Annotated in this window: 22 protein-coding genes and 1 pseudogene; 9 read left to right on the top strand and 14 right to left on the bottom strand. The window is 56.3% G+C overall.

The features are described 5' to 3' along the window. Positions 1 to 66 precede the first annotated feature (66 nt). Together AC2FFF_RS18030 and AC2FFF_RS18025 are read right to left on the bottom strand one after the other, a co-directional pair. Complete coding sequence (locus tag AC2FFF_RS18030) at positions 67 to 918, bottom strand: bifunctional helix-turn-helix domain-containing protein/methylated-DNA--[protein]-cysteine S-methyltransferase (RefSeq protein ID WP_281973788.1); 852 nt, start codon at positions 916 to 918, stop codon at positions 67 to 69. A 76-nt stretch (positions 919 to 994) separates the two neighbouring features. Then, entirely contained in the window at positions 995 to 2,011 is a 1,017-nt protein-coding gene (locus tag AC2FFF_RS18025) for a heme-binding protein (RefSeq protein WP_281973789.1), read from the bottom strand. 237 nt (positions 2,012 to 2,248) lie between these two features. On the opposite strand from AC2FFF_RS18025, the gene nth reads away from it, so the two are divergent. Together nth and AC2FFF_RS18015 are read left to right on the top strand one after the other, a co-directional pair. Continuing rightward, entirely contained in the window at positions 2,249 to 2,893 is a 645-nt protein-coding gene (nth, locus tag AC2FFF_RS18020) for an endonuclease III (protein ID WP_271952085.1), read from the top strand. Beyond that, positions 2,890 to 3,879 (top strand): adenosine kinase, encoded by a 990-nt coding sequence (locus tag AC2FFF_RS18015; protein ID WP_281973790.1) that lies wholly within the window; start codon positions 2,890 to 2,892, stop codon positions 3,877 to 3,879. Before nth ends, AC2FFF_RS18015 begins: the two co-directional genes overlap by 4 nt. Positions 3,880 to 3,935: 56 nt before the next feature. Here AC2FFF_RS18015 and trhA read toward each other — a convergent pair whose 3' ends face one another. Together trhA and AC2FFF_RS18005 are read right to left on the bottom strand one after the other, a co-directional pair. Next, positions 3,936 to 4,583, bottom strand: a complete 648-nt coding sequence (trhA, locus tag AC2FFF_RS18010; protein WP_496883023.1) for a PAQR family membrane homeostasis protein TrhA — start codon at positions 4,581 to 4,583, stop codon at positions 3,936 to 3,938. Between the two features lies 1 nt (position 4,584). Then, positions 4,585 to 5,070 (bottom strand): RNA pyrophosphohydrolase, encoded by a 486-nt coding sequence (locus tag AC2FFF_RS18005; RefSeq protein ID WP_281973792.1) that lies wholly within the window; start codon positions 5,068 to 5,070, stop codon positions 4,585 to 4,587. A 138-nt stretch (positions 5,071 to 5,208) separates the two neighbouring features. Between AC2FFF_RS18005 and AC2FFF_RS18000 the strand changes: the two genes are divergently transcribed. Then, positions 5,209 to 7,236, top strand: a complete 2,028-nt coding sequence (locus AC2FFF_RS18000; RefSeq protein WP_281996027.1) for an NADPH-dependent 2,4-dienoyl-CoA reductase — start codon at positions 5,209 to 5,211, stop codon at positions 7,234 to 7,236. A 51-nt stretch (positions 7,237 to 7,287) separates the two neighbouring features. Here the strand turns inward: AC2FFF_RS18000 and AC2FFF_RS17995 are convergent, their stop codons facing one another. Together AC2FFF_RS17995 and AC2FFF_RS17990 are read right to left on the bottom strand one after the other, a co-directional pair. Continuing rightward, entirely contained in the window at positions 7,288 to 7,896 is a 609-nt protein-coding gene (locus tag AC2FFF_RS17995; RefSeq protein WP_281996026.1) for a LysE family translocator, read from the bottom strand. 127 nt (positions 7,897 to 8,023) lie between these two features. Continuing rightward, positions 8,024 to 8,464: a DUF4399 domain-containing protein gene (locus AC2FFF_RS17990; protein ID WP_281996025.1), complete on the bottom strand. Its 441-nt coding sequence runs from the start codon at positions 8,462 to 8,464 to the stop codon at positions 8,024 to 8,026. Positions 8,465 to 8,692: 228 nt separating this feature from the next. Here AC2FFF_RS17990 and AC2FFF_RS17985 point away from each other — a divergent pair, with 228 nt between their 5' ends. Next, entirely contained in the window at positions 8,693 to 9,598 is a 906-nt protein-coding gene (locus AC2FFF_RS17985; RefSeq protein WP_142639975.1) for a LysR family transcriptional regulator, read from the top strand. 50 nt (positions 9,599 to 9,648) lie between these two features. Here the strand turns inward: AC2FFF_RS17985 and AC2FFF_RS17980 are convergent, their stop codons facing one another. Beyond that, positions 9,649 to 10,566 (bottom strand): hydrogen peroxide-inducible genes activator, encoded by a 918-nt coding sequence (locus tag AC2FFF_RS17980; protein WP_496751115.1) that lies wholly within the window; start codon positions 10,564 to 10,566, stop codon positions 9,649 to 9,651. A 96-nt stretch (positions 10,567 to 10,662) separates the two neighbouring features. On the opposite strand from AC2FFF_RS17980, the gene AC2FFF_RS17975 reads away from it, so the two are divergent. After that, positions 10,663 to 11,625: a sodium-dependent bicarbonate transport family permease gene (locus tag AC2FFF_RS17975; protein ID WP_281973797.1), complete on the top strand. Its 963-nt coding sequence runs from the start codon at positions 10,663 to 10,665 to the stop codon at positions 11,623 to 11,625. Between the two features lie 3 nt (positions 11,626 to 11,628). Here the strand turns inward: AC2FFF_RS17975 and AC2FFF_RS17970 are convergent, their stop codons facing one another. Genes AC2FFF_RS17970 through AC2FFF_RS17955 form a run of 4 tightly spaced genes read right to left on the bottom strand, consistent with a single transcriptional unit; the run spans position 11,629 to position 14,544 of the window. Further along, positions 11,629 to 12,531 carry an OmpA family protein gene (locus tag AC2FFF_RS17970; protein WP_142639969.1) on the bottom strand — a complete coding sequence of 301 codons (903 nt, stop codon included), beginning with the start codon at positions 12,529 to 12,531 and terminating at the stop codon, positions 11,629 to 11,631. Continuing rightward, positions 12,528 to 13,100: a peroxidase-related enzyme gene (locus AC2FFF_RS17965; protein WP_281973798.1), complete on the bottom strand. Its 573-nt coding sequence runs from the start codon at positions 13,098 to 13,100 to the stop codon at positions 12,528 to 12,530. The genes AC2FFF_RS17970 and AC2FFF_RS17965 overlap by 4 nt, the downstream gene beginning before the upstream one ends. Further along, positions 13,097 to 13,825 (bottom strand): GNAT family N-acetyltransferase, encoded by a 729-nt coding sequence (locus AC2FFF_RS17960; protein ID WP_271952061.1) that lies wholly within the window; start codon positions 13,823 to 13,825, stop codon positions 13,097 to 13,099. The genes AC2FFF_RS17965 and AC2FFF_RS17960 overlap by 4 nt, the downstream gene beginning before the upstream one ends. Next, complete coding sequence (locus AC2FFF_RS17955) at positions 13,822 to 14,544, bottom strand: competence/damage-inducible protein A (protein WP_142640091.1); 723 nt, start codon at positions 14,542 to 14,544, stop codon at positions 13,822 to 13,824. Before AC2FFF_RS17955 ends, AC2FFF_RS17960 begins: the two co-directional genes overlap by 4 nt. A gap of 49 nt (positions 14,545 to 14,593) precedes the next feature. On the opposite strand from AC2FFF_RS17955, the gene sfsA reads away from it, so the two are divergent. Then, positions 14,594 to 15,310 (top strand): DNA/RNA nuclease SfsA, encoded by a 717-nt coding sequence (sfsA, locus tag AC2FFF_RS17950; RefSeq protein ID WP_281973799.1) that lies wholly within the window; start codon positions 14,594 to 14,596, stop codon positions 15,308 to 15,310. Here the strand turns inward: sfsA and AC2FFF_RS17945 are convergent. The 3 genes and pseudogenes from AC2FFF_RS17945 to AC2FFF_RS17935 all read right to left on the bottom strand — a co-directional run bounded on the left by AC2FFF_RS17945 (position 15,235) and on the right by AC2FFF_RS17935 (position 18,166). Next, positions 15,235 to 16,241 (bottom strand): annotated as a pseudogene (locus AC2FFF_RS17945) (DUF3604 domain-containing protein). The gene sfsA and the pseudogene AC2FFF_RS17945 sit on opposite strands and share 76 nt — an antisense overlap. A 291-nt stretch (positions 16,242 to 16,532) precedes the next feature. Further along, complete coding sequence (locus tag AC2FFF_RS17940; protein ID WP_281973800.1) at positions 16,533 to 17,297, bottom strand: hypothetical protein; 765 nt, start codon at positions 17,295 to 17,297, stop codon at positions 16,533 to 16,535. After that, positions 17,294 to 18,166, bottom strand: a complete 873-nt coding sequence (locus tag AC2FFF_RS17935) for a hypothetical protein (protein WP_281973801.1) — start codon at positions 18,164 to 18,166, stop codon at positions 17,294 to 17,296. The genes AC2FFF_RS17940 and AC2FFF_RS17935 overlap by 4 nt, the downstream gene beginning before the upstream one ends. A 369-nt stretch (positions 18,167 to 18,535) precedes the next feature. Between AC2FFF_RS17935 and AC2FFF_RS17930 the strand changes: the two genes are divergently transcribed. From AC2FFF_RS17930 to AC2FFF_RS17920, 3 genes are all read left to right on the top strand, one after another. Beyond that, positions 18,536 to 19,372 (top strand): amino acid ABC transporter substrate-binding protein, encoded by an 837-nt coding sequence (locus AC2FFF_RS17930; RefSeq protein ID WP_281973802.1) that lies wholly within the window; start codon positions 18,536 to 18,538, stop codon positions 19,370 to 19,372. A 190-nt stretch (positions 19,373 to 19,562) separates the two neighbouring features. Further along, positions 19,563 to 20,891, top strand: a complete 1,329-nt coding sequence (locus AC2FFF_RS17925; RefSeq protein WP_142639955.1) for a DUF3300 domain-containing protein — start codon at positions 19,563 to 19,565, stop codon at positions 20,889 to 20,891. 1 nt (position 20,892) lies between these two features. Further along, on the top strand, positions 20,893 to 21,783 hold the full coding sequence (locus AC2FFF_RS17920) for a DUF2950 family protein (protein WP_281973803.1): 891 nt from the start codon (positions 20,893 to 20,895) through the stop codon (positions 21,781 to 21,783). The last annotated feature ends 290 nt before the right edge of the window (positions 21,784 to 22,073 follow it).

The following is a 22,073-nucleotide window of genomic DNA, read 5'->3' as shown; positions in this document are numbered from 1 at the left end:
TCCTGCAACCTTGGGACAGGTCTATCACTTTGTTCGATGATCCCTATGGCTTTTTCTGATCAGAAATCAAGCGTCTGCTTGTGCCGCCTCATAGGCCAGCATGGCGCGTTTCACCGGCAGGCCCCAATGATACCCACCCAGCCCCCCGGATTTTCGCAGCGCGCGGTGGCAAGGGATCAGCCAACTGACCGGGTTTCGACCCACGGCCGTCCCGACGGCGCGCACAGCTTGCGGTGATCCCACCCGTTGCGCGATCTCGGAATAGGTTGTGACCTGGCCCGAAGGGATATGCATCAGCGCTTCCCACACTTTGATCTGCAGGGGCGAGCCTATCAGATACAGAGGAGTTGGTTCCAATCGGTCGCTCACCGCGCCAAATGCACTGAGCGCCCAGGGCCGCAGGCGCATCGGGTCCTCGACGAAATTGGCATTGGGCCAACGCGACAACATATCCGCCATGGCATTTTCTTCGCCGGTTTCGGCCCCAAAGGCCATTCCGCAGATGCCCTTGTCGGTGCCCATCACCAAAGCAGGACCAAAAGGACATTCAAACCATCCCCAATAGATGGTCAAACCGGCACCCCTACGGGCATATTCGCCGGGGCTCATGGATTCCCATTTCAGGAACAGATCATGCAGGCGACCGCTGCCGGACAGGCCAACATTCAGAGCGGTTTCCAGTGTCGTGAATCGCTCGCGCAGCAACGCCTTGGCATGGCCTAGCGTCAGATATTGCTGATACCGCTTGGGCGATACCCCGGTCCAACGTGAGAACAGGCGCTGGAAATGCGCGGGGCTCATATCCATCTGCTGTGCCAGTTCCTCAAGACTCAGGGCCTCTCCACCCTGATCAATCAGGTCAATCGCCCGGCGCATGACATTATAATGATAGCCGCTTTCTGGGGTCTGGACATTCATGGTCGCACTCCTTCGATAGACAGAAGATGGCCTGTTACCGACCAGAGTGCGACCCGATTCTTGCGCTATCTGCCCCTCAGACCTGCGGGATAACGGTATAGGGTGCCGCCTCTTCCGGGGGTGCAACCTTTTCCATGACGTTGATGCTGACATGCGGCCAGCGGATCAGACCGGGCTTCCCGTCAAAGCGTGGGAAGAAATCCAGACCGACATTCTGCAGATACATCATCAGCAGCTTGGGTTCACCGCCAATTCCCGGCTCGTCCAGTTCCATGATCCAAAAGATCGAATCCATCACCGCCGCGTTGGCTTGTTTGACAACAAACGGAATGTTGACGATCCCAGCATCCTCAAGCGCGGTGTTGAACGGCAATATCGTGGTTTTTTTCACATTGTTCGGTATTCCAGCTGCCAGCAACAGATGCGGGTGCACAGGGTCGAAGCCTGGGAACCCCGGGGCGGTCACAACGCCGTTGAACGGATTATCGTGATAATGTTTGTAGGGCGAAAGATATCCGCTGTTCAGGTCCTTTGTGGCCCCTTCGGGCAGCCCGTCCACCACCGGAATCGTTGGCGGTCCATCGATCTCGCTCGCTTCTCCAAGACCTAACAACGAGTCGCCATGTGGCACCGTTCCCAAACGTGCAACGTTCAGATCGTTTGTGGTCAGATTGGTCATATGCAGGAACAGACCGGGCTCGTGATGGATGGCCAGATCGGCAGGTCCCGCCAGTCCGCTGTCGGGGCGATCTTCAGCCGAGAGCTGCGCGATGGACTGCTGATAGTCCAGCGTGACGACAAACTGATCGGTGTTAATGGTCGGGTCTCCTGAGGCCGGGTTCGGACGCTCAATCCCGCGGTTTGGAACCGCTTTGTCAACGGTCGTGAATTGAAGCGTTTCCTCGAATTGATTAACCAGCAGACGATAGTTGAGACGGCTGCCAGGCTCGGTCGCAAACGGAAGCGCGATCATGTTCCAGCCACGTCCGCGCGTGCTGTCGCCGTTCTTCCAAACTCCGGGCAGTAATTTCAGGGGGCCGAGGTCTTCGTCACCTTGATGGGCCAGCTCAACAGACCGATAACGGGACTGCATTTTTGCGGCAAGATCTGGGTTCGCCATGGATCAACCTTTCAATAATTAAATAAAATATCCGCCAATGCGGGAAAAATGCGCTGAAATAAGAATTGGCTGCGCATCGCGAGAATAACACGAATCAGGCTTACCCTACGTAATCCAAAACCCACAGCTATCCGCTAAGCAGATTCTTGCTTGTGTGGTTACCCGAGCCATCGGCTTGCCCTGCGCCGCAATACGTGCATACGTCGCCGCATGGCCAAGCAACTTGATTACCACACTATCCGAGAGATTTTTACCCGCTTTCAGCAGGCTGACCCGGAACCTGAGGGTGAGCTAGAGCATGTGAATGTCTATACTCTGGTCGTAGCGGTGGCGCTGTCTGCACAGGCCACCGATGTCGGCGTCAACAAGGCTACGCGCGCCCTTTTCAAAACCGCCGACACCCCGCAAAAGATGCTGGACCTGGGCGAAGATGGCCTGATCGAGCATATCAAAACCATCGGTCTATTCCGCCAAAAGGCAAAGAACGTCATCAAGCTCAGCCGTATTCTGGTCGAAGAGTATGACGGCGAAGTTCCCAATTCCCGCGCCGCGTTGCAATCGCTGCCGGGCGTCGGGCGTAAGACCGCCAATGTGGTGTTGAACATGTGGTGGCGCTATCCGGCGCAGGCCGTGGATACGCATATTTTCCGTGTCGGAAACCGAACAGGCATCTGTCCGGGAAAACATGTGGATGCGGTTGAACGCGCAATCGAAGATAACATCCCGACCGACTTCCAACTGCACGCACATCACTGGCTTATCTTGCATGGCCGGTATCACTGCAAAGCACGCAAACCTATGTGCGGAACCTGTATCATCCGCGATCTCTGCCAATTCGAGGACAAGAACCTATGAAAACCTACCAGCTCACCGGTATTGGAAACGCCGTTGTGGACGTGATCTCTCAGGCCGATGACAGTTTTCTGGAACTGATGGGCATCGAGAAGGGCATCATGCAGCTGATAGAACAGGAGCGGGGTGAACTTCTTTACGCCGCTATGGAAGGCCGCGTGCAAACGCCGGGCGGATCCGTTGCGAACACGATTGCCGGTGCCGGCGCACTGGGACTGAGCGCAGCCTTTATCGGACGCGTACATGATGATGCGTTGGGACGATTCTACGCAGAGGCAATGCACGAGGACGGTGTGGATTTCGTGAACCCGCCCGTACCGGGTGGAGAGCTTCCGACCTCGCGCTCGATGATTTTTGTCTCACCCGACGGTGAACGGTCGATGAACACCTATCTGGGGATTTCCTCGGAGCTTTCCTCGGCGGATGTGTCAGCCGGGGTCGCGGGTAACAGCCAGATCATGTTCCTTGAAGGCTATTTGTTCGACAAGGAAAAAGGCAAAGCTGCGTTCCTTCAGGCCGCACGGGATTGCCACAAGGGCGGCGGCAAGGCCGGGATCGCCATTTCTGACCCGTTCTGTGTTGAACGGCACCGGGTCGATTTCCTACTGCTGATCGAAAATGAACTGGATTTTGTGATCGGCAACGAGGCCGAGATCAAATCCCTGTTCGAAACCGACGATCTTGAGGATGCACTGGCGAAAACCGCCGATATCTGCCCTCTGGTGGTCTGCACCCGGTCAGGCGACGGGGTAACTGTGCTGAATGAAGGTCAGCGCTTTGACATTCCGGTGGAAAAAATCGTTCCCGTCGACGCCACCGGCGCAGGCGACCAATTCGCAGCCGGGTTCCTGTTTGGCATGGCCACTGGGCGCGACTATGAGACCTGCGCCAAGATGGGCAATGTCTGCGCCCGTGAGGTGATCGGCCATATCGGCCCGCGCCCCAAGGCGGATATGATCGATTTGCTCAAGCAGGGCGGCTTGCTTTAATCGGATCAGGACTGGCCTATAATATGTGGGAGGGGGCAGAGCCCCTCCCCTCACGGTTATCCCTGCACGAACAGGGCGATCCAGATGCCTACGAACATGAAAATGCCACCAAGATTGACCCAAGCGTGCCAAATCGCATAGCGGAAAGGCAGTGTCTTGCGGGCATAAAAGACCGTGCCGATCACATAGCTTGCCGCCCCGGCCAGAATGCACCACAGGACTGAAACGGGGACATCTTTCAGATCGGGTATGGCGCACAGCCCCAGCGCGCCCAGACCCAGATAGGATGCTGTTGACCATCGGGACTTGACCGTCTTGTTGGCGATCTTGTTCCAGATGGCCACCACAGTCAGCCCCCAGCACAACCAGAGCAAAGTCATGGTCCAGCCGGTACCGGCCAGCAGGAAAAAGGGTGTGAAGGTGCCGCAGATACTGGAATAGATTGCGGCATGGTCTATGCGTCGCAGCAGCTGCCGACGCTGGTGCCAGCGGGAAAAGTGATAAAAACACGAGGCCAGATTAGAACCCAACGCACAGGCTACATAAACCAGAACCGCAAGAACAAGCACGCTGTCGAGCATCAGGTACGATTTGCGGATCAGCGCTCCGCCAGCGGTCAAAATCAACGCCAGACCGATAAGATGCACGACCAGATCGGCGCGGCGGTGGCATGGGTCCGGACTGGGATAGGTCTGTGGGATCATGTCAGTTCAGGTGATCCGAAAACGCTGCAACCACGTGTTCATACACGTCGCGTTTGAACGGCACGATTTCGGCAACCAGCTGGCCCGGTTTCTGCCATTTCCAGCGAGTGAATTCGGGATGCTCAGTCTGAATGTCGATCTGATCGTCGCGGCCAGAGAACCGCATCAGAAACCATTTCTGCTCTTGCCCCCGATACCGACCTTTCCAGATCTTCGGCACGATGTCATGCGGCAGATCATAGGGCAACCACCCCTCGGTCTCGGCGATGATCTCGACCAGATCTGCCGTGACGCCGGTTTCTTCCCACAGCTCGCGCAGCGCTGCATCGCGCGGGTCTTCACCCTGGTCCACACCACCCTGAGGCATCTGCCAGGCGTCCTTGTGGCGGTCGTTGCGCTGGCCGACGAATATCTTACCCTCGGCATTCATCAACATCAGCCCGACGCAGGGGCGGTAGGGCAGTTTGGCAATCTCTTCGGGGGTCATACGCGGCCTCGTGAACATGCTTTGGAGCGTCTGTAACAAGCAGCGGGCCCAAGGCAAAGGGTATGACGTTAGGTTTCGCGTGACAAAGATGACGCGAAGGTCAATCTGGCAGCCAAATTCTATAAGGGAGAGTTCTGGATGACTGCATACCCAAACATGCTGGCCCCGCTGGATCTGGGCTTTACCACGCTGAAGAACCGCGTGCTGATGGGCTCGATGCATACCGGGCTTGAGGAGACCGGCGATTGGAATCGGGTGGCCGAGTTCTATGCCGACCGCGCGCGCGGTGGCGTAGCGCTGATGGTGACTGGAGGGATTGGACCAAATCTTGAAGGTTCGGTACTGCCGGGGGCATCAATGATGACCAACGACAAAGAAGTGGCAAACCACTCCATCGTCACCCAACGGGTGCATGAGGCCGGTGGCAAGATCGCGATGCAGATCCTGCATGCGGGGCGCTATGCCTATGGGCCGAAATGTGTCGCACCCAGCCCTGTGAAATCTCCGATCTCTCCGTTCCCGCCGACCGAACTGGACGAAGAGGGTATCGAGAAACAGATCAGCGATATCGTGAGCGCCGCGGTCCTGGCCCAGAAAGCGGGCTATGACGGGGTCGAGATCATGGGGTCCGAAGGGTATTTCCTCAACCAGTTTCTGGTGACTCACACCAACAAGCGCGAGGACCGTTGGGGTGGCTCTTACGAGAACCGGATGCGCTTGCCGATCGAAGTTGTCCGCCGCACGCGCGAGGCCGTCGGCACGGAATTCATCATCATCTACCGCTTGTCGATGATTGACCTGGTTCCCAACGGATCTACTCATGATGAGGTTGTGGAACTGGCGCAGCGGATCGAACAGGCCGGCGCCACGATCATCAACACCGGCATCGGCTGGCACGAGGCGCGGATTCCCACCATTGCCACCAGCGTTCCGCGCGCGGCCTTTGCTTGGGTGACCAAAAAGCTGATGGGTAAGGTCTCGATCCCGGTCATCACGTCGAACCGGATTAACACGCCGGAAGTCGCCGAAGAAGTTCTTGCCACGGGGTGCGCCGACATGGTTTCGCTGGCCCGCCCGATGCTGGCAGATGCGGATTTCGTCAACAAAGCCATCGCTGCTGAGGCGGCGACGATTGCACCCTGCATCGCTTGCAACCAGGCCTGTCTGGATCACACATTCCAGGGCAAACTGACCTCGTGCCTGGTAAACCCGCGCGCTTGTCACGAAACCGAATTGGTGATCACACAGGCCGACAGCGTCAAGAAAATCGCCATCGTAGGGGCGGGCCCGGCAGGCCTGTCCACCGCATTGACCGCCGCGCAACGCGGCCATGACGTTACCATTTTTGACCGTGCCCGTGAGATCGGCGGTCAGTTGAACATGGCCAAGCAGGTTCCGGGCAAAGAGGAGTTCTGGGGACTGGTCAATTGGTACCGCGCCATGATTGCTGATCTGGGCATCAAGGTCGAGCTTGAGCGTGAAGTGGGCGCCGATGATCTGGCAGGCTATGACGAGGTGGTAATCGCAACCGGCGTCGTCCCGCGTGATCCGAAAATCCCCGGTCAGGACCGCGACAATGTCGTCGACTATATCGACGTCCTGCGCCACAAAACCCCGGTTGGCCAATCGGTTGCCGTGATCGGAGCGGGCGGTATCGGCTTTGACGTGTCCGAATTCCTTCTGGAAGAAGGCCACAGCATCACCACCGACCTGCCCGCCTGGATGAAGGAATGGGGGGTGACCGACCCGGCCGAGCACCGCTCAGGCCTGGCACCTGAAGGGCCACAACCTGCCGCCCCCGCGCGCCAGGTGACTTTGCTGCAGCGCAAGGCGCAAGCCCATGGCAAAGGGTTGGGCAAGACCACCGGCTGGATTCATCGCGCAACGCTGAAGATGAAAAACGTCAATTTCGTCGGTGGCGTGAATTATGAGCGGATCGACGATGACGGGCTGCATGTGAGTTTCGGCGAAGCACGCGAGAACCCGACAGTAATTGCGGTGGATACGATTGTTCTGTGCTCGGGCCAGATCTCGGACCGCAGCCTGGCCGATACGTTGATCGAACGTGGCATCACCCCACATGTGATCGGCGGCGCGGATGTTGCAGCCGAATTGGACGCCAAACGGGCCATCAATCAGGGCACGCGGCTGGCAACCACTTTCTGATATGCCTTGGCCCGGTCCAGAACCGGGCCAATCACTCTGCTGGTACTGGGGTCAGTCGGCCAGCGCCAGCTTTGCACCCAATGCCCCAAAGGCGCCGGCGAAACAGCGCCTGACCCAAGCCATGACAGTGGGCCGCTGGATCACATAGTCGCGTGCCACCGCCGCGAAAGCGCCATAGCCAACAAAGACGACAAAGGTCATGACCATGAAGGACAAGGCCAACTTGATCAGCTCTGCTTCGGCGGCACCTGTACCGGCGGGAATGAATTGCGGCAGAAAGGCCAGAAAGAACAAAGATAGCTTGGGGTTCAACACATTGATCAAGGTGCCTGTGAGTGCAATCTTCACATACCCTTTTGCGGGTTTCTGGCTCTGTACATCCAATGCTCCGCCTTGCCGGACGATCCCCCAGGCCATGTAAAACAGATACAGCACCCCAAGGTATTTTAGCACCACAAAGGCCAGCGCGCTGGTATGCAACAGGGCCGCAAGACCGACGATACTGGCCAGCGCAGCAGGTACGATCCCTATGGTACAGCCAATCGCCGCCGCAAAACTGGCCCAAAAGCCACGCCCCAACCCAACCGCAAGCGTATAGATCACGCCGGTGCCCGGTAAAAGCACAACGATCAGAGACGTAAGTAGGAACTCTGTCGACATCCTGGCCCTCCCTTTCCTAGCACGCAGAATTTCCGGTTCGAAAGGAAAAGTAAACGCCATACATCTGTGTGGCCCGGCGACATTCCTGAAAGCCCGCCGGATACCAACAGCAGAAGTCCCTTATCGCTTATTCAACGGTTATCGTAATCACCTCGGACACGATGGGCGTGGAATGCGGTACATGACCTGCATCGCCCAGCACTAGCTGAAGCGTATGTTCGCCTGCAGCCATTTCCAGCGTCACCTCGGTCTGACCGCCGCCAAAATGGATATGATTGTCATCCGCGGGCAGACCATAAGACAACTCATCCGCACCGTCCTCTCCCCGCCCCAAAGGCGGTCGGTCGATCAGCAGATGATGATGCCCGGTGTTTTCCTTTTCAGTACCCGCCGGCGCGACCCCCATGCCGCTGAGGCCAAAGACCACGGTGACCGGAGATTGGACAACGTCGCCGTCAGACAATTTCACAAAATAGACCTGCGCTTCGGGGTTTGATGGTGTTTCACCCCCGGCCAGAGCAAATGTCGCCGACAGGCAGGTTGCGGCAATAGCTAAAACAGCTTTCATAATCTTCTCCGTTGTCACAAATTTGCCATCCTCATGGTAGCATGTTTCGGCCCGAAATCGAGGATACCCGTTGTCAAAAGGCTTGTGGCCCATATGGAAACCACTGTTTCAGAGTTTCCCAAGCGCAAACGATCCGATTCAAATCCCTGATATTATCCCATGTCCGCCCTGTTTCCGCCCAGATTTGACGTAAAGATCAGTTAAAGAACCTACACCTGGGGAACAAGAATGGACCGACTGACCGAAATGGAAGCCTTCGCCAACGTGGTGGACCAAGGCGGTTTCACCGACGCGGCCAAGAAAATGGGCATCTCAAAATCGGCTGTGTCCAAGCACGTTTCCAGCCTGGAAGCACGCCTGGGCGCAAGACTGCTGAACCGCACGACGCGCCGCGTGTCACCAACCGAAATCGGGCTGGCCTATTATGACCGGGCCCGCCGCGTTCTGAATGACGCGGGCGAGGCTGATGCGCTGGTCACCTCGATGCAATCTGCCCCCTCTGGTCTGCTGCGGATCAGTGTGGCGACAGATTTCGGCGTGAATCACCTGTCTCCGGTTCTGTCGGGATTTCTAGCTGCCTATCCCGACATCACGGTGAATATGGTGCTGAACAATCGCTATGTTGAGCTGATCTCGGAAGGGTTCGACGTTGCCGTGCGGATTGGTGAGCTGGAAGACAGCACATTGCGCGCCCGCAAGCTGACCGAAACCGTCAAGCGGATGGTCGCCGCGCCCACCTATATCGAGAAATTCGGGCGTCCGCAAAAGATCGACGACCTGAACGAACACAAGCTGTTACATTATTCCAGCCAGTCTTCGGGCAATGTGTGGAAACTGACCGCACCTTCGGGTGAAAAACGTCAGGTTCGCACCGCCGGGTGGCTCAGCGTGAATGATGGGCAATCCTTGTTGAACGCTGCGGTCTCAGGGCTTGGGATCGCGCATCTGCCCAGCTATCTCTATTCCGACGCGCTGAAGTCGGGCGAAGTTGTCGACGCAATGCCGTCGCTGCCCGATGAAGTGCAAGGCGTTTATGCCGTCTACCCGCCCGGTCGCTTTACGCAGCCCAAGGTGCGGGCATTCATTGATTTCCTCGTCGATGCCTTCAACGAAAAAGGCCCGATGGACTGGTAATTTCTCCCGGTGGAAACTGAACGGCCCGCACAAGTAGTGTGGGCCTTTTTTTATTCGCTGAACACGGCCAGCCCCATACTCTGCGCGACCGTACGCAAGGATTGGATCAGGATATTCTGTCCGGGCAGATCAGCTTCTTTTCTGCGAGAAAGAAGCGCGATATCGCGGTTGGCATTTGTTATAGTCAACGGGCGCAAATGGACCTCATCGCGGTAAATCCCCTGACGTCTTGCATACAGGTCCGGCAACACCGCAACCCCAACCCCCGAGGCCGCCATCAGTACAATGGAATCAAGCGTGGTCCCCTCGTATTCATCCGACACAACCCCACCGCATTCCGCCGCCAGCGCATAGACGATCCGGGACAGACGGTGGCTTTGGTCCAAGGTCAGGATCAGCCGGTCGCGCAAGTCTTGAGCCGTAACACCATGCGTATCATTTGACAGCACATCGTCTACGGCAACTCCAATCCACAGAGTCTCGTTGAACAAGCGCTGCTGGATTGTGTTCGGGTGATCCTCGGGCGTGGAAAGGATCAGATCAAACCGACCAGATTTAAGTCCTTGTTCCAGATCACGGGTGTTTTCCTCGCGCACGACAATGCGCAGACCGGGGCGGTCCTGATGGACCTTTTTGATGACCTGAGGCAGCAGGTAGGGCCCGATTGAGGGCAACACGCCCAGCCTTAGCCGTCCTGAGACCGGTGTCTCGCTGCTCATCGCGTGGCGCAGATCCCGGACTTCGGCAAGGATCTTCTGGGCGCGTTCGATGAACTCTTCGCCTTTGGCAGTCACCTGAACACCACCCCGGTTACGATCAAAGATGCGCAGGCCAAGCTCTTGTTCTACAGAGGCAATTTGCGCCGAGAGGCTGGGCTGGCTGACATTCAGAACCTCAGCTGCCAATCCAAATCGACCCAGTCGGCTGACCGTAACGATATATTCGAGTTGCCTTAGTGTTGGGCGCATTTCATAGCTTTAAACTATCCAAAAATTAGAAAGATAATATTTGGATAACAAAAATAGGCAAGGCACTTAGCCCGTGAAATCGGGACAGGAGCCAAAATGCCCAGCGTAATCGAAACCCTTTCCAGCAACTTGCTGGTCCCAACCATCCTTTTCTTCGTCCTCGGGCTGCTCGCGGCTTTTGCCCGCAGCGATCTGTCGATCCCCGGTGGGGCAGCCAAGTTCATGTCGCTGTATCTGCTGCTGGCCATCGGCTTCAAAGGCGGCAGCAGCCTGGCCGAGCATGGCATCCACATGGATCTGTTCCTGACTTTGCTAGGCGGTGTGGCGTTGTCTTTTGTCATCCCCTTTGTGGCATTCGGCCTGCTCCGGGTCATGACACGGCTGGACGCGTTGAATGCGGCGGCTGTTGCCGGGCATTATGGGTCAATCTCAATCGTGACCTTCGTCACCGCAACCAGCCTGCTGGATTTGGTGGGTCTTGATCATGACGGCTTCATGGTTGCTGTCGCCGCCGCGATGGAGGTTCCCGCCATCCTTTCGGCCCTTTGGCTGGCGCATAAAACCAGCAGCAAGGGCGTCAATGACAATGGGCTGTGGCGCGATCTGTTGGCAAACGGGTCGATTGTCCTGTTGACCGGGGCCTTCCTGATCGGCGCTGTTACGGGTGGCGAAGGGATGCAGATGATTGCGCCCTTCATCGTCACGCCCTTCACCGGCATCCTGTGCCTTTTCCTGCTGGATATGGGCATTTCCGCGGGGCGCAGCCTGATCAAGAACCGCGACAAGCTCTCGCTGGGTCTGTTTGCCTTTGGAATGCTGATGCCCCTGATCGGAGCTGCGATGGCCTGGGTGGTCGGGGCGGTGATCGGCCTGCCCGAAGGCAGCCTGTTCCTGTTCATGGTCCTGTCTGCATCCGCCTCGTATATCGCTGTGCCCGCGGCGATGAAGATCGCGCTGCCAAAGGCCGAGGCCGGGATCTATCTGACCCTGTCGCTGGGCGTGTCCTTCCCGTTCAACATCACGATCGGGCTGCCGCTGTACCTGTGGTGGGTGATGTAGGGATCAGTTGATCAGCAGAACCGCCTCGACCCGGCGGTTCAGTTCGCGACCTTCGGGCGTTGCATTCGAGGTGATCGGGGCCAGATAGCCGATCCCCCGCGCCTCGACCCGATCGGCGGCCACGCCGTATTTCTCGATCAGCCGGGCGCGCACGGTTTGCGCCCGGCCCGTGCTGACCGAAATATTGGCCTCGAGTGCGCCGGTATCATCCGTGTGCCCGACCAGAGCCAGCCGCGTTCCGGGATTGTCCGACAAATACTGCGCAACCTTGTTCAGAGAGCCGAAAGGCCCCTCACCCAGGGTTATTTCGCCCGTGCGGAAATGCAGATCGCCCAGAATCACGTGGCCCTCTTGCGCAAGCTCTTCCAACAGCCCCTGCGCCTGATCGACCTCTTCTTCGATCACCAGCGGAGGCGCGGCCTCGGCCCCCTCAGGTGACACGCGGATCATCTGCACATAGCCATCGGGCGGGTTTCGGCTGACCAAAAGGCTCAGGACTTCGTCGCCCTTGGCAGCGGACAAAAAGCGATAGTCCTGGATGGCCACATACATGTCAGGCGTCGGGACAACCTCGGTTCCAAAGCGAAAATCGAAGCCACCGCAACTGCGGGCGTCGCAGTCAAAGATAACCTCATACCCCTGGGCTTTGATCTGTTCCCGCAACGGGGCGAGCAGCTGCAAAGTGGTGCTGGACCCGGCCTGCAGCCGCCAGGTATAGCGCTCGACCCGCCCTTCGACCCGGCGCGCTGGGACTGTTCCGTCGACGTAGGGGCCGGTGGGCAGGTCATAGCTGTCGAGCGGGCTTGTGCGGTCGCTGACCAGACGCGCGCCCGAAGGCAGCGTCAGCTCTTGGCCGACAACGGGCGACGCAATGAGCAACAGGAATATGGCGAGGCGGCGGATCATCTTGATTGGGCGTGATACTCGGGGTTGGGGGACATCGCGGTCGCGCTTGCAACACGGTTCGACATGTTGAAAAAGCCGGTCACATTGGCAATGTCCCAGATATCGCGGTCGCTAAACCCGGCATCGCGCAGGACCTGCCGGTCAGGCTCTTCGATCTTGGTGCTTTCGGTGGTCATTTTAGACGCAAAATCCAGCATGGCACGCTGCCGCTGATCCAAAGGCGCAACCCGGTAGTTCATGATCAACATTTCACCCAGCTGCGGATCACCGGACAACTGCCTGACAGCCGCACCATGTGCGACAAGGCAATAGAAACACTTGTTTATTGCCGACACGACCACCGCGATCATCTCACGCTCGAGCTTGGACAGCCCGCTATCGGCCAGCATCAGATCGTTATACATCGCGGTGAACGCGTTCAGCTTGTCGATGTCAAAGGCATAGGCCCGCAGGACATTGGGCACAAACCCCAGCTTTTCGACGCAAATGTCGAAGTATTTCTGCGTCTCGGGCGGCAGCGGATCAGCCATCGGAAGGTTCAGCGCGGTGGGCAGGGCAAGATCGGTCACTTTGGGTTCTCTCCTTCAACCAGCTGACGGTAATGGTATTCTCCGGCAAGCTCCATCCCAAGCGCGCGATAAAGGCCATTGGCCCCTGCATTCGCCTTGGTGCAAATCACGCTGAGCGTCCCGGCGCCCTGATCCTGTGCCCAGAGCGCAGCCGCGCGCATCGCCCATTGGCCCAGGCCCTGACGGCGATGAGCGGGCAAAATCTCAAGTGCGTGCACCATGGCCACGTCCCCATGCATCGCAACAAATCCAGTACCAGCAGGTTGGTCACTATAGCGAAGCAGCAGGCCGGTCTTTGGACCCGGGGCTCGCTCCATCACGGCCAGCCGCTCTGGTCCAATCCCGCCCTCGGCCCAGATCTCACGCATGATTGCCAGCGGCTCCCATATCGAGAACACCGTTACGCGGGGGAGCGGAAGATCAGTCAGATGCTCAACCGGGCAGGTGTAAATATTGACCGGATCCAACACGGAATAGCCCCGGCCTTCAAGCTGCGTATCCAGCGCCTCGTCCCCTGGCCACAGGCAAAAGATGCGCTTTTGTCCCAGTGCCTGCATCGCGACCTCGGCCGCCGCAATATCCTCATCCGAGGCAGGCCCCAGCGCATTGGCCGCACTTACCCGCGATCCGCCGCCCAGACCCTGACGCACCAGAAACGGCCCCAGCTTTTGGCGCTGCGCAGATGGCCATGTACCCTCGACGACGTCAGGCCAGGTAACGCTCACAGACCAAGCTCTTTCGCCAACCGGGTTGAGGCCGCGTCGATCCGGGCACCTTCGGTTCCGCGAATGACCACATTGGCGCCAAACACACCGTTGATCTGAAACGGATAACACCCGATGGACAGATCCTGAAAATCCGCTGCGAGTGCCGCAAGGGGGGCGGCGATATCGCCTTCGCCGCGATCCACCCGTAAGGTTTGGGACAGCAGAGGAACACCGCCGGTCAGACCCGGCAATACACTCGCCACCATCGCCTGAAAGACCGAGGGCACCCCAGCCATCACATGAACATTGCCGATGGTAAAGCCTGGCGCAGTCGACACCGGATTGTCGATCAGCGTGGCACCATCAGGGATGCGCGCCATGCGCAAACGGGCAGCGTTCAGTTCCAGCCCGGATTTCTCGTAATGCGCTTCAAGCAAAGCGCGGGCATCGTCGCGGATGTCGATATGCGCGCCAAAGGCACGGGCGATGCAATCGGCGGTGATATCATCATGGGTCGGTCCAATCCCGCCGCTGGTGAAGACATGATCAAACTTTGCCGACAACGCCTGAACGGCGGCTTCGATTGTAGCGGCGTCATCGCTGACCACACGGACCTCTTTCAGGTCGATCCCCTGCTTGGTCAGCTCCTGCGCGAGATAATGCATGTTTGCATCGCGGGTGCGACCCGACAGGATTTCATCCCCGATCACCAGCATGGCTGCGGTTGGATTTTGCATGGCCTGCGCCCCCTTGATCGACCCTTTCCGCAGGTATAGGCCCTGAAGCATGCGATTTGAAACCCCTCTTGTCCCCGCCCATCTGATCCGCCGCTATAAACGCTTTCTGGCCGATTGCAGGCTTGAGGACGGGCGCGAGGTGACAGCGCATTGCGCCAATCCCGGCTCGATGATGGGACTGGCCGAACCGGGCGAGAAAATATGGTTGGAGCCCAATGACGACCCGAAGAAAAAGCTGAAATATGGCTGGCGGCTGGTCGATCACGAAAACGGGCATTTCACCGGGGTCGATACATCAGTTCCGAACCGAGCCTTGCGCGCATCCCTGATGGCGCGAGAAATCCCCGAGCTGGCAATGTATGAAACCGTGCGCCCCGAGGTGAAATACGGCGAGAACAGCCGCGTTGATTTCCTGCTGACCCAGCCGGGCCTTCAGGACGCTTATGTCGAGGTCAAATGCGTGACCCTGTCTCGCGAACCCGGTCTGGCCGAATTCCCCGACAGCGTCACAGCGCGCGGAACCAAACATCTAGGGGAACTGACAGCTATGGTGGACCAGGGGCATCGCGCAATCCTGCTGTATCTGGTTCAGCGCACCGATTGTGAGCGAATTGCATTGGCCGCGGATATCGACCCGACCTATGCAACGGCGTTCGAGTTGGCGCAAGCTAGGGGTGTCGAGAAACTGGTCTATGGCACACGGATATCGCCTGAAGGGGTTTGGGTAAACGTGACCGAAAGCCAATTGTTCATGCAGAAGCGTTGAAGGGGTAGTTTGAGCCCAAAGCGGACTAAGTAAATTCTGGTTTCAGCCTTATAACAATCGTCCCTGCCAGATTGACGATGTGTATGCCTCTCTTGTATCGACCGTGGGGCTTCGTCAGGGATCTCCGTTCCGAGCACTTTGGCATCGTATGTTGTCCAACGTGGCGTTAGTATTGCCAACACTCTGGCATAGTAGAAAGAGCTTTGTTCCGGATCGTAATCGGGGTCTTTCCAATACTCGGATAGAATTGCCTGACCAATATCGTTTGTCCAAGTTGCACTCTCAACGTCAACGGTGTCGCCAACGGGCCCGTCACACTTCGCGTTCACTAGTTCGCGCCCGCCGCAAGAAATATCGTAAACGTGTTCCGAAGTTGTCCCGTCGCTATTTAACCACCCTTTGACGATTTGAATGCGGTCTAAATTGGCTCCATCGGGACGCCTCCTTCATATCCATACGCGGCAAAATCAGCACGCGGCAGGTCCGTTTCTTCAAAATCGTATCCGGCAAAAACGCGAACGCGCATGCGCGGACCTTTGGTTGCGTAGACTTCTTTCCGAGCAAGAGAGTGCCAAATGGCCTCGCGTGTGTTTTCTCTTGCCCAAACTGCCGCCATTCCCGACGCCGAAGTTTGCCATGCATATTGGGCAACCTTCTCGTCGCCACCGATGCCGCCCACGACTTCTTCGAAACGGATCGGGTTCGCAGTGGGTTCAACGGCAGCGTTAAGTTGTTGCCCAAACTCAGTCATGAGAAGTGTGGCGTCTTTCGCTGCCAACAGCGGCACGAGACCCAAGTTCTCAGCGTGATCGGCAACCACCAAAAAGTCCAATGGTCAGCGCAGCCTAGCTTCGACACCGGTGCTGGATATCACCACCTCGCCCTTGGCAAAGCGGTAGGCTTCTTCAGGGCCTAGCACATTGTCGATCATACCGGCATCTGCAGAGTCGGACGTATCCAAATGAGTGTCGCCAAAAAAGACCTGATTGGGAAAGCTCTGCCGTGGATAAGGTGAATACTGCCTGTCGCCGCGTTGAGTGCTCGGGATGTCCTCGGCATGGGCGCAAAAAGCAAGCAAAATGGTAAGAACAGATGCAAAACGGATCATTTTTGACCTCATCTATTGCACGAATGATGCTACGTTAAATGCACATTTCTACGACTCGTTCTTGTTCTTCGAAATAATTAGATTCTATCTACCGCACTAAGCCGTTGGCTAGGTTCACCGGGGCGGAGGTGGAAGCACCTTCTTCGACTGGAGTACCTGAAGGATGTCAATAATTGCCTCAGTACTCGTTTCGATTGAACCTCGGAAGAACAGTCCGACGCCACCTTCCCCTAACTCCCGTGTGCCACCGGCGTCGTAAGTTGGTGAGAGAGAGACAAGTTCGGGAGGTAGTTCTGGGCATACCGGGTTTCTTTGAAGTATTGCGTTCGCGGTCTCGATGAATACCTGCCGAACCTTTTCGACATTGCCCTTTGCATCGGACGACTCGGTGAGTTGATCCGGAGCAAGTCTCAGGTCATCCAAACGGAAAAAAAGGCAGTCATCTTTGAATTCGGCCGAAGCGGAAGCACCCACCGTCAAGCCACCAGCGAAAGTGTTCTCGCCGCGTATAGATCCACCGTCGCTGCGGCTTTCGCATCGGAAAAGCTCTGCTTCGATCCTCCCACTTAGCGAAATCACTGTATCGTCGGCACGGGCCGTTGCTTCGGTCACACCGATCAGTGCGTTGCAGACATCTACAAACGCGGCTCGTTTGAGTTCCTCTACAAGTATTTCTTTTGCCCGGCGAAGGTCTACGACACTTTCGATTGAGATCCTTGTCGCGTTCACATCTTTTAGTCTCAATGCCAGATCAACGGGAAACTCACGATCTCCTAGCATGACGTCCCCGTTTGCTTCGAAGGTAACCTCTTCAGCCAGCAGCGCGGATCCGAAAAGCCCGGCAGTAGCTAGTATCAGAAGAAAGATCCGATCCATCATCCTGCCCCCCCAACAATACCGCGAGATTGCATAACCGCCAGGAGTTCCATCATCGTCATCGCACTGGTGTCGATTGAGCCGCTCAACGCAACACCGATGCCACCGTCACCAATTTCTCGTGTACCGCCGGCGTCGAAAACCGGATTCAACGAAGAAAGCTCCGAAGGCATCTCCGGACAAATCACATTCTCTTCGGTGAACTCCTTTGCCTTGGTGAGAACGACCTCCTCGACGCGCTCTGTGAGGCCAATTAGGTTAACCAACCCGCCGACAAACCCGGTAGGTTGAAGCACGACGTCGGCAAGATCAAAGTGAACGCATTGATCTTGAACATTGGCGCGTGCCGCTGCGGCGATCCCAACAGTCGTCGAGATAAAGCGTACTCCACGCCCGTTGGTTCCCTCGGATTCTTCGTTTCGACAACGATAAAGCTCGACGTCCACTGAGCCAACGAGTTCAATGAGATCACCGCTGGCGCGGGCGTCGTCGAGTTCAAAGTCAACATTCAAAGAGCAACTTTGTTCCAGAGTACCCGACAGAAGCGCGGGCGCTTGGACTTGGATTTCTCGCAGATCTAAGAGCCCCCGGAAACCTAGGCGCGTTGACGTCGCACTGCTGATGCCCGCGTTAAATGTGTAAGGTAGGTTTTTCCCACGAGCGGGAATCTTGTTTGAGATGCTAAATTGAACTTCCCCGGCGTAGTCGCTTGGCGACGCATTCTGTGCACTGGGTCGAGCGTTCAACTCGGACTTCAAAAGTTCTGGGTTCGTGGTTGCACAGGATGCGAAGAACAGCAAACACACAAAGGCAAAAGGTACGGTTTTACGCGCCCCAAGTTCCGCCAAACTCCGTTGTAGTTCTATTCCCATTACCCTTCGCTCAACCTCACCGTTGAATATCAACCCTACCGTACAGCGTCACGGCGAAGGTCAACAGTTTGCACCACGAAAATATACTGGTGCGGTGTTGTGTTGTCGCAACGACTTGCAGTTGACGCGGGTCCTTTGAAACTTCGAGCATAAGCTCTGCCCACAAGACTTTTCTCTCGCGTTAAGCCCAGAGAAGGAGCAGATGCATTCGGGCATCTGCCAATATTGCGAGGGTATGCTTTCGATTCGTCGCCATGCCAGCACCTCTCATCAACAAACCGACTCCTAGGCGACACAATGTGTTTTACTCTCGACACAGGGTGCTTTTCACCTCCACAAGGGTGTTACGCCACTAAAGAGGGAAAAACCATGCGCTTGCTTTCTATACTTATTGTGACGGTTCTATTCACAACCGGCGCGGTTGCCCAAACAATCGACAGGATAACAAAAAACAACGAAATCCGATTTGGTTTTCGAACAGATGCTGCTCCGTTGTCTTACATTAACGACCAAGGTCGCCCGTTTGGTCTGTCGCCGTTGATTTGCGATCAAGTAGCGAAGGTAATTGCGCAGAAACTGGAATTGAAGGATTTGAATGTTCAGTTCATTCCGGTCGACTCTAAGGATCGTTTCGACAAAGTTGCTTCCGGAGAGGTGGATATGCTCTGCGGGGCAGCGTCGATTACACTTTCCCGACGCGAAATTGTTGATTTCTCAATTCCAACTTATGTCGATGGCACGTCCATATTGTTACCAGTCGAGGCTGAAGGCACCATGGGTGCACTCGCGGGAAAGAAGGTTGGAATGAGAAGCAGCACAACAACAGAGGCGTCCGTTCTGAATTCATTTGAAGCTGCAGGTATCGACGCAGAAATGGTGCGGTTCGCTTCACACCCAGACGGTATCAAAGCACTTCGAGACGGTGAAATTGACGCCTATTTTGCAGATCAGTCGATTTTGCTGGTCAACTACATTGCTGCGGGACTAAAGGGCAAATTCAAACTATCCCAGGAAATACTGACGATAGAAAAGCAAGGATTGGCCATCGCGAGGGGTGACGATAACTTTCGACTCGTTGTCGATAGTATTCTGTCAGAAATGTATGCTCAGGGCACAATGGAAGAGATATTTCGTCTCGCTTTGCCGGGGGTGGAGCCGAGCGAAGCACTAAAAGCTCTGTATGTTTTCGCCCCCATTAATCCCTGAAGCTTGTCGCGCAAAACAGTTTTGTCGGGAGTTAATCGCCCTGCGCAATAGAAGCTGGCCTTGTAAGTAAATTGACGGCTCAAGCCAGCTTGACCAATGACCGTGTTTTACTAAATGATCCTCCATTTGGCAGGCCAGTTGCCAGAATCACGGTCTTAGGCGATCCTTCGATAAATTGAAGGATCGCAATATGTTTAGATATATAATATTTGCTCTCAGTTTAAGCGCATCTAACGCCCTGTTTGCACAAGAGGCGTCCGATACTGTTGCAACGGAAGTTACGTCTGAGACTTCATCCGATCTTCTATCTGATGCTGAGTTGCAAACTTTGGTCGCCCCGGTGGCTCTTTTTCCCGACACTCTACTCATACAGATATTTGTTGCGGCCACTCAGCCACTGGAGATTGTTAAGGCAGAACGATATTTGTTGGATAACGCCGACCGCGACCCCGTAGAGCTCGAGCCGGAAATCGAAGCTATGGGCTGGGATCCGTCTGTAAGTGTATTGGCCACGGCGTTCCCCGAAGTCGTCGGTCAAATGGCCACCCACATCGATTGGACCGAGACAGTCGGCACCGCCATGCTGGCCCAGTCCGACGATGTACTGGATGCGGTGCAGGTAATGCGGGATCAGGCAATTGACAGCGGAGCTCTTGTTTCCGGGCCCGAGCAAACTGTCGAGGTATCTGATGAAGAAACGGTTGTAATTACTCCGACACAACCCGAAACAGTGTACGTCCCGCAATATAATCCCGAGACTGTCTATACCGGCCCGTCGACCGGGGACGTAGTGGGCGCGGCCTTGCTGACATTTGGCACCGTGGCGCTGATCGACGAGATTTTCGACGATGACGACGATTGGTATGACTATTGGGGGTGCCGGAATTGCGGCGGATGGGGCGGTGGCCCGATATACAGAAACCCGGACATCGACATAGACGTCGACGGCAACGTCAATATCGGTAACGATATAGATCTTGGTGACCGAACTGATATCGGATGGAAACCCGATCCTGACCGAAAAAAGGAAGCCCGGGACAAGATCGCTGATCACAAAAGGCCGGAAGGTGGTCGCGGCGACCTGCCTGTCAACCGCCCCGAGGGTCGCACGGACGAACTCCGCGCAAAACTGAGCCGTGAATCCGGTGCTGCAGACATTAGCAGGGGAGGTGCGGCAGCAGTTGCAGCTGGTGCAGGGGCGGGGGCTATCGCGAGCGGTGCTCTGGCCAATCGAGGTAGTGGGGGCAAGTCCTTGCCGCAGGTGAATCGCGGTAACGTTGATCGGGACAAGGCTGCTGCCAAGCAGCAGGCCATCGATCGGACTAAACGGCCAGATGCGGCGAAGAAGCCTGTCAAAAAGAAACCGCAAGCAGCTAAGAAACCTCAGGTAAAAAAGGCCACGGCTCAGCAAAAACCCGCTGCGTCCAAAGGTAAGGCTATGAAGAAAAAATCTTCAGGCGGCAAAGCTCACAAGGCGTCCAAACGGGGACATGCTGCCAAAGGCAAGGGGAGGCGGTAACATGCGTAAATCGGTTTTTTCTATTTTAGTGATCGCAGTGGCTACAGGACCGGCGTTTTCCGACGGTGCCCTGTTCGAAACTCCGCAAACCGCGCTGGACGCTTTTGTCGAAGCGTTAAGGGCCGATGATCAGAACAAGCTGCTCGAGATTTTCGGACCAGAGGCAGAAGATCTAATCGGAACGGGTGATCCGGTGGAAGATCAGCAACGAAGGCAGGAAGTGCTTGGCATGTATGCTGAAGGATACCGCTTTCAGCCCGAGGATGATGGGGTTTTTCTTCTGCTTGGCGAAGATAGTTGGGCCTTTCCGATCCCAATTCTGAAAGCTGAGAATGGTTGGAAGTTTGATTTAGAAGCCGGGGTAGAGGAGCTTTCCGCCCGTGAAATCGGACTGAATGAATTGGAAGTAATCGAAACGCTTGAGGCCTATGTTGATCTTCAGGCGGCGTTTCGTCTTTTGGACCACAATGGCGATGGCGTCATGGAATTTGCCCAAACGATCATATCGGATCCCGGCGCACGAAACGGCCTCTTCTGGCCAGAAGAAGACAGTTTTGTCGGCGAAGCCCTTGCCCGCGCCACCGCCTCGGGGTGGAGCGACGGTGCGGATGATTTCGAACCTGAACCTTTCCTCGGTTACTACTTCGCAATTTTGCAGGGGCAGGGACCAAATGCTCCGGGTGGTGCCTATTCCTATTTTGTCGGCGATCGGTTCGTGGCGGGTCACGCCTTGCTTGCGGTGCCTGCGGACTACGGAGAAACGGGTATCCATTCTTTTCTCGTGGGTGAAAACGGCACCGTGTTCGAAGCGGACTTTGGGCCGGATACGCTTGAAATAACAGCTGAGATATCGACCTATGATCCCGGCCCAAATTGGTCACCAGCCGAGTAAACTTAGATTGGCGGCGACGCTTAGTTGCCGGGCCTTGGTTTGACCGCTTTTTTGCCGTGTGCTGGTGTAGATTGAATGCAATTTTCGACTTAAGTGACTCTGGTTCGGGAAGGATCGATTTTGGGAAATCTAATTAATCGATGAAATAATTGCCCTTGATTCAATTCGACCCAATTTGCCCGCAATGGTTTGACCGAATGGCCGCTTTGTCCGCTAGGGTCAGGACTCATAGCCAATAGATGACGAGAGCTGCGATGGCGATTGCTGAGAGGAAGACCTTCGGGCACCTG

Source organism: Ruegeria sp. YTSA226 (assembly GCF_059609905.1).
The sequence above is the reverse complement of the archived record's forward strand: the minus strand, read 5'-3'. Positions and strand labels throughout refer to the sequence as shown.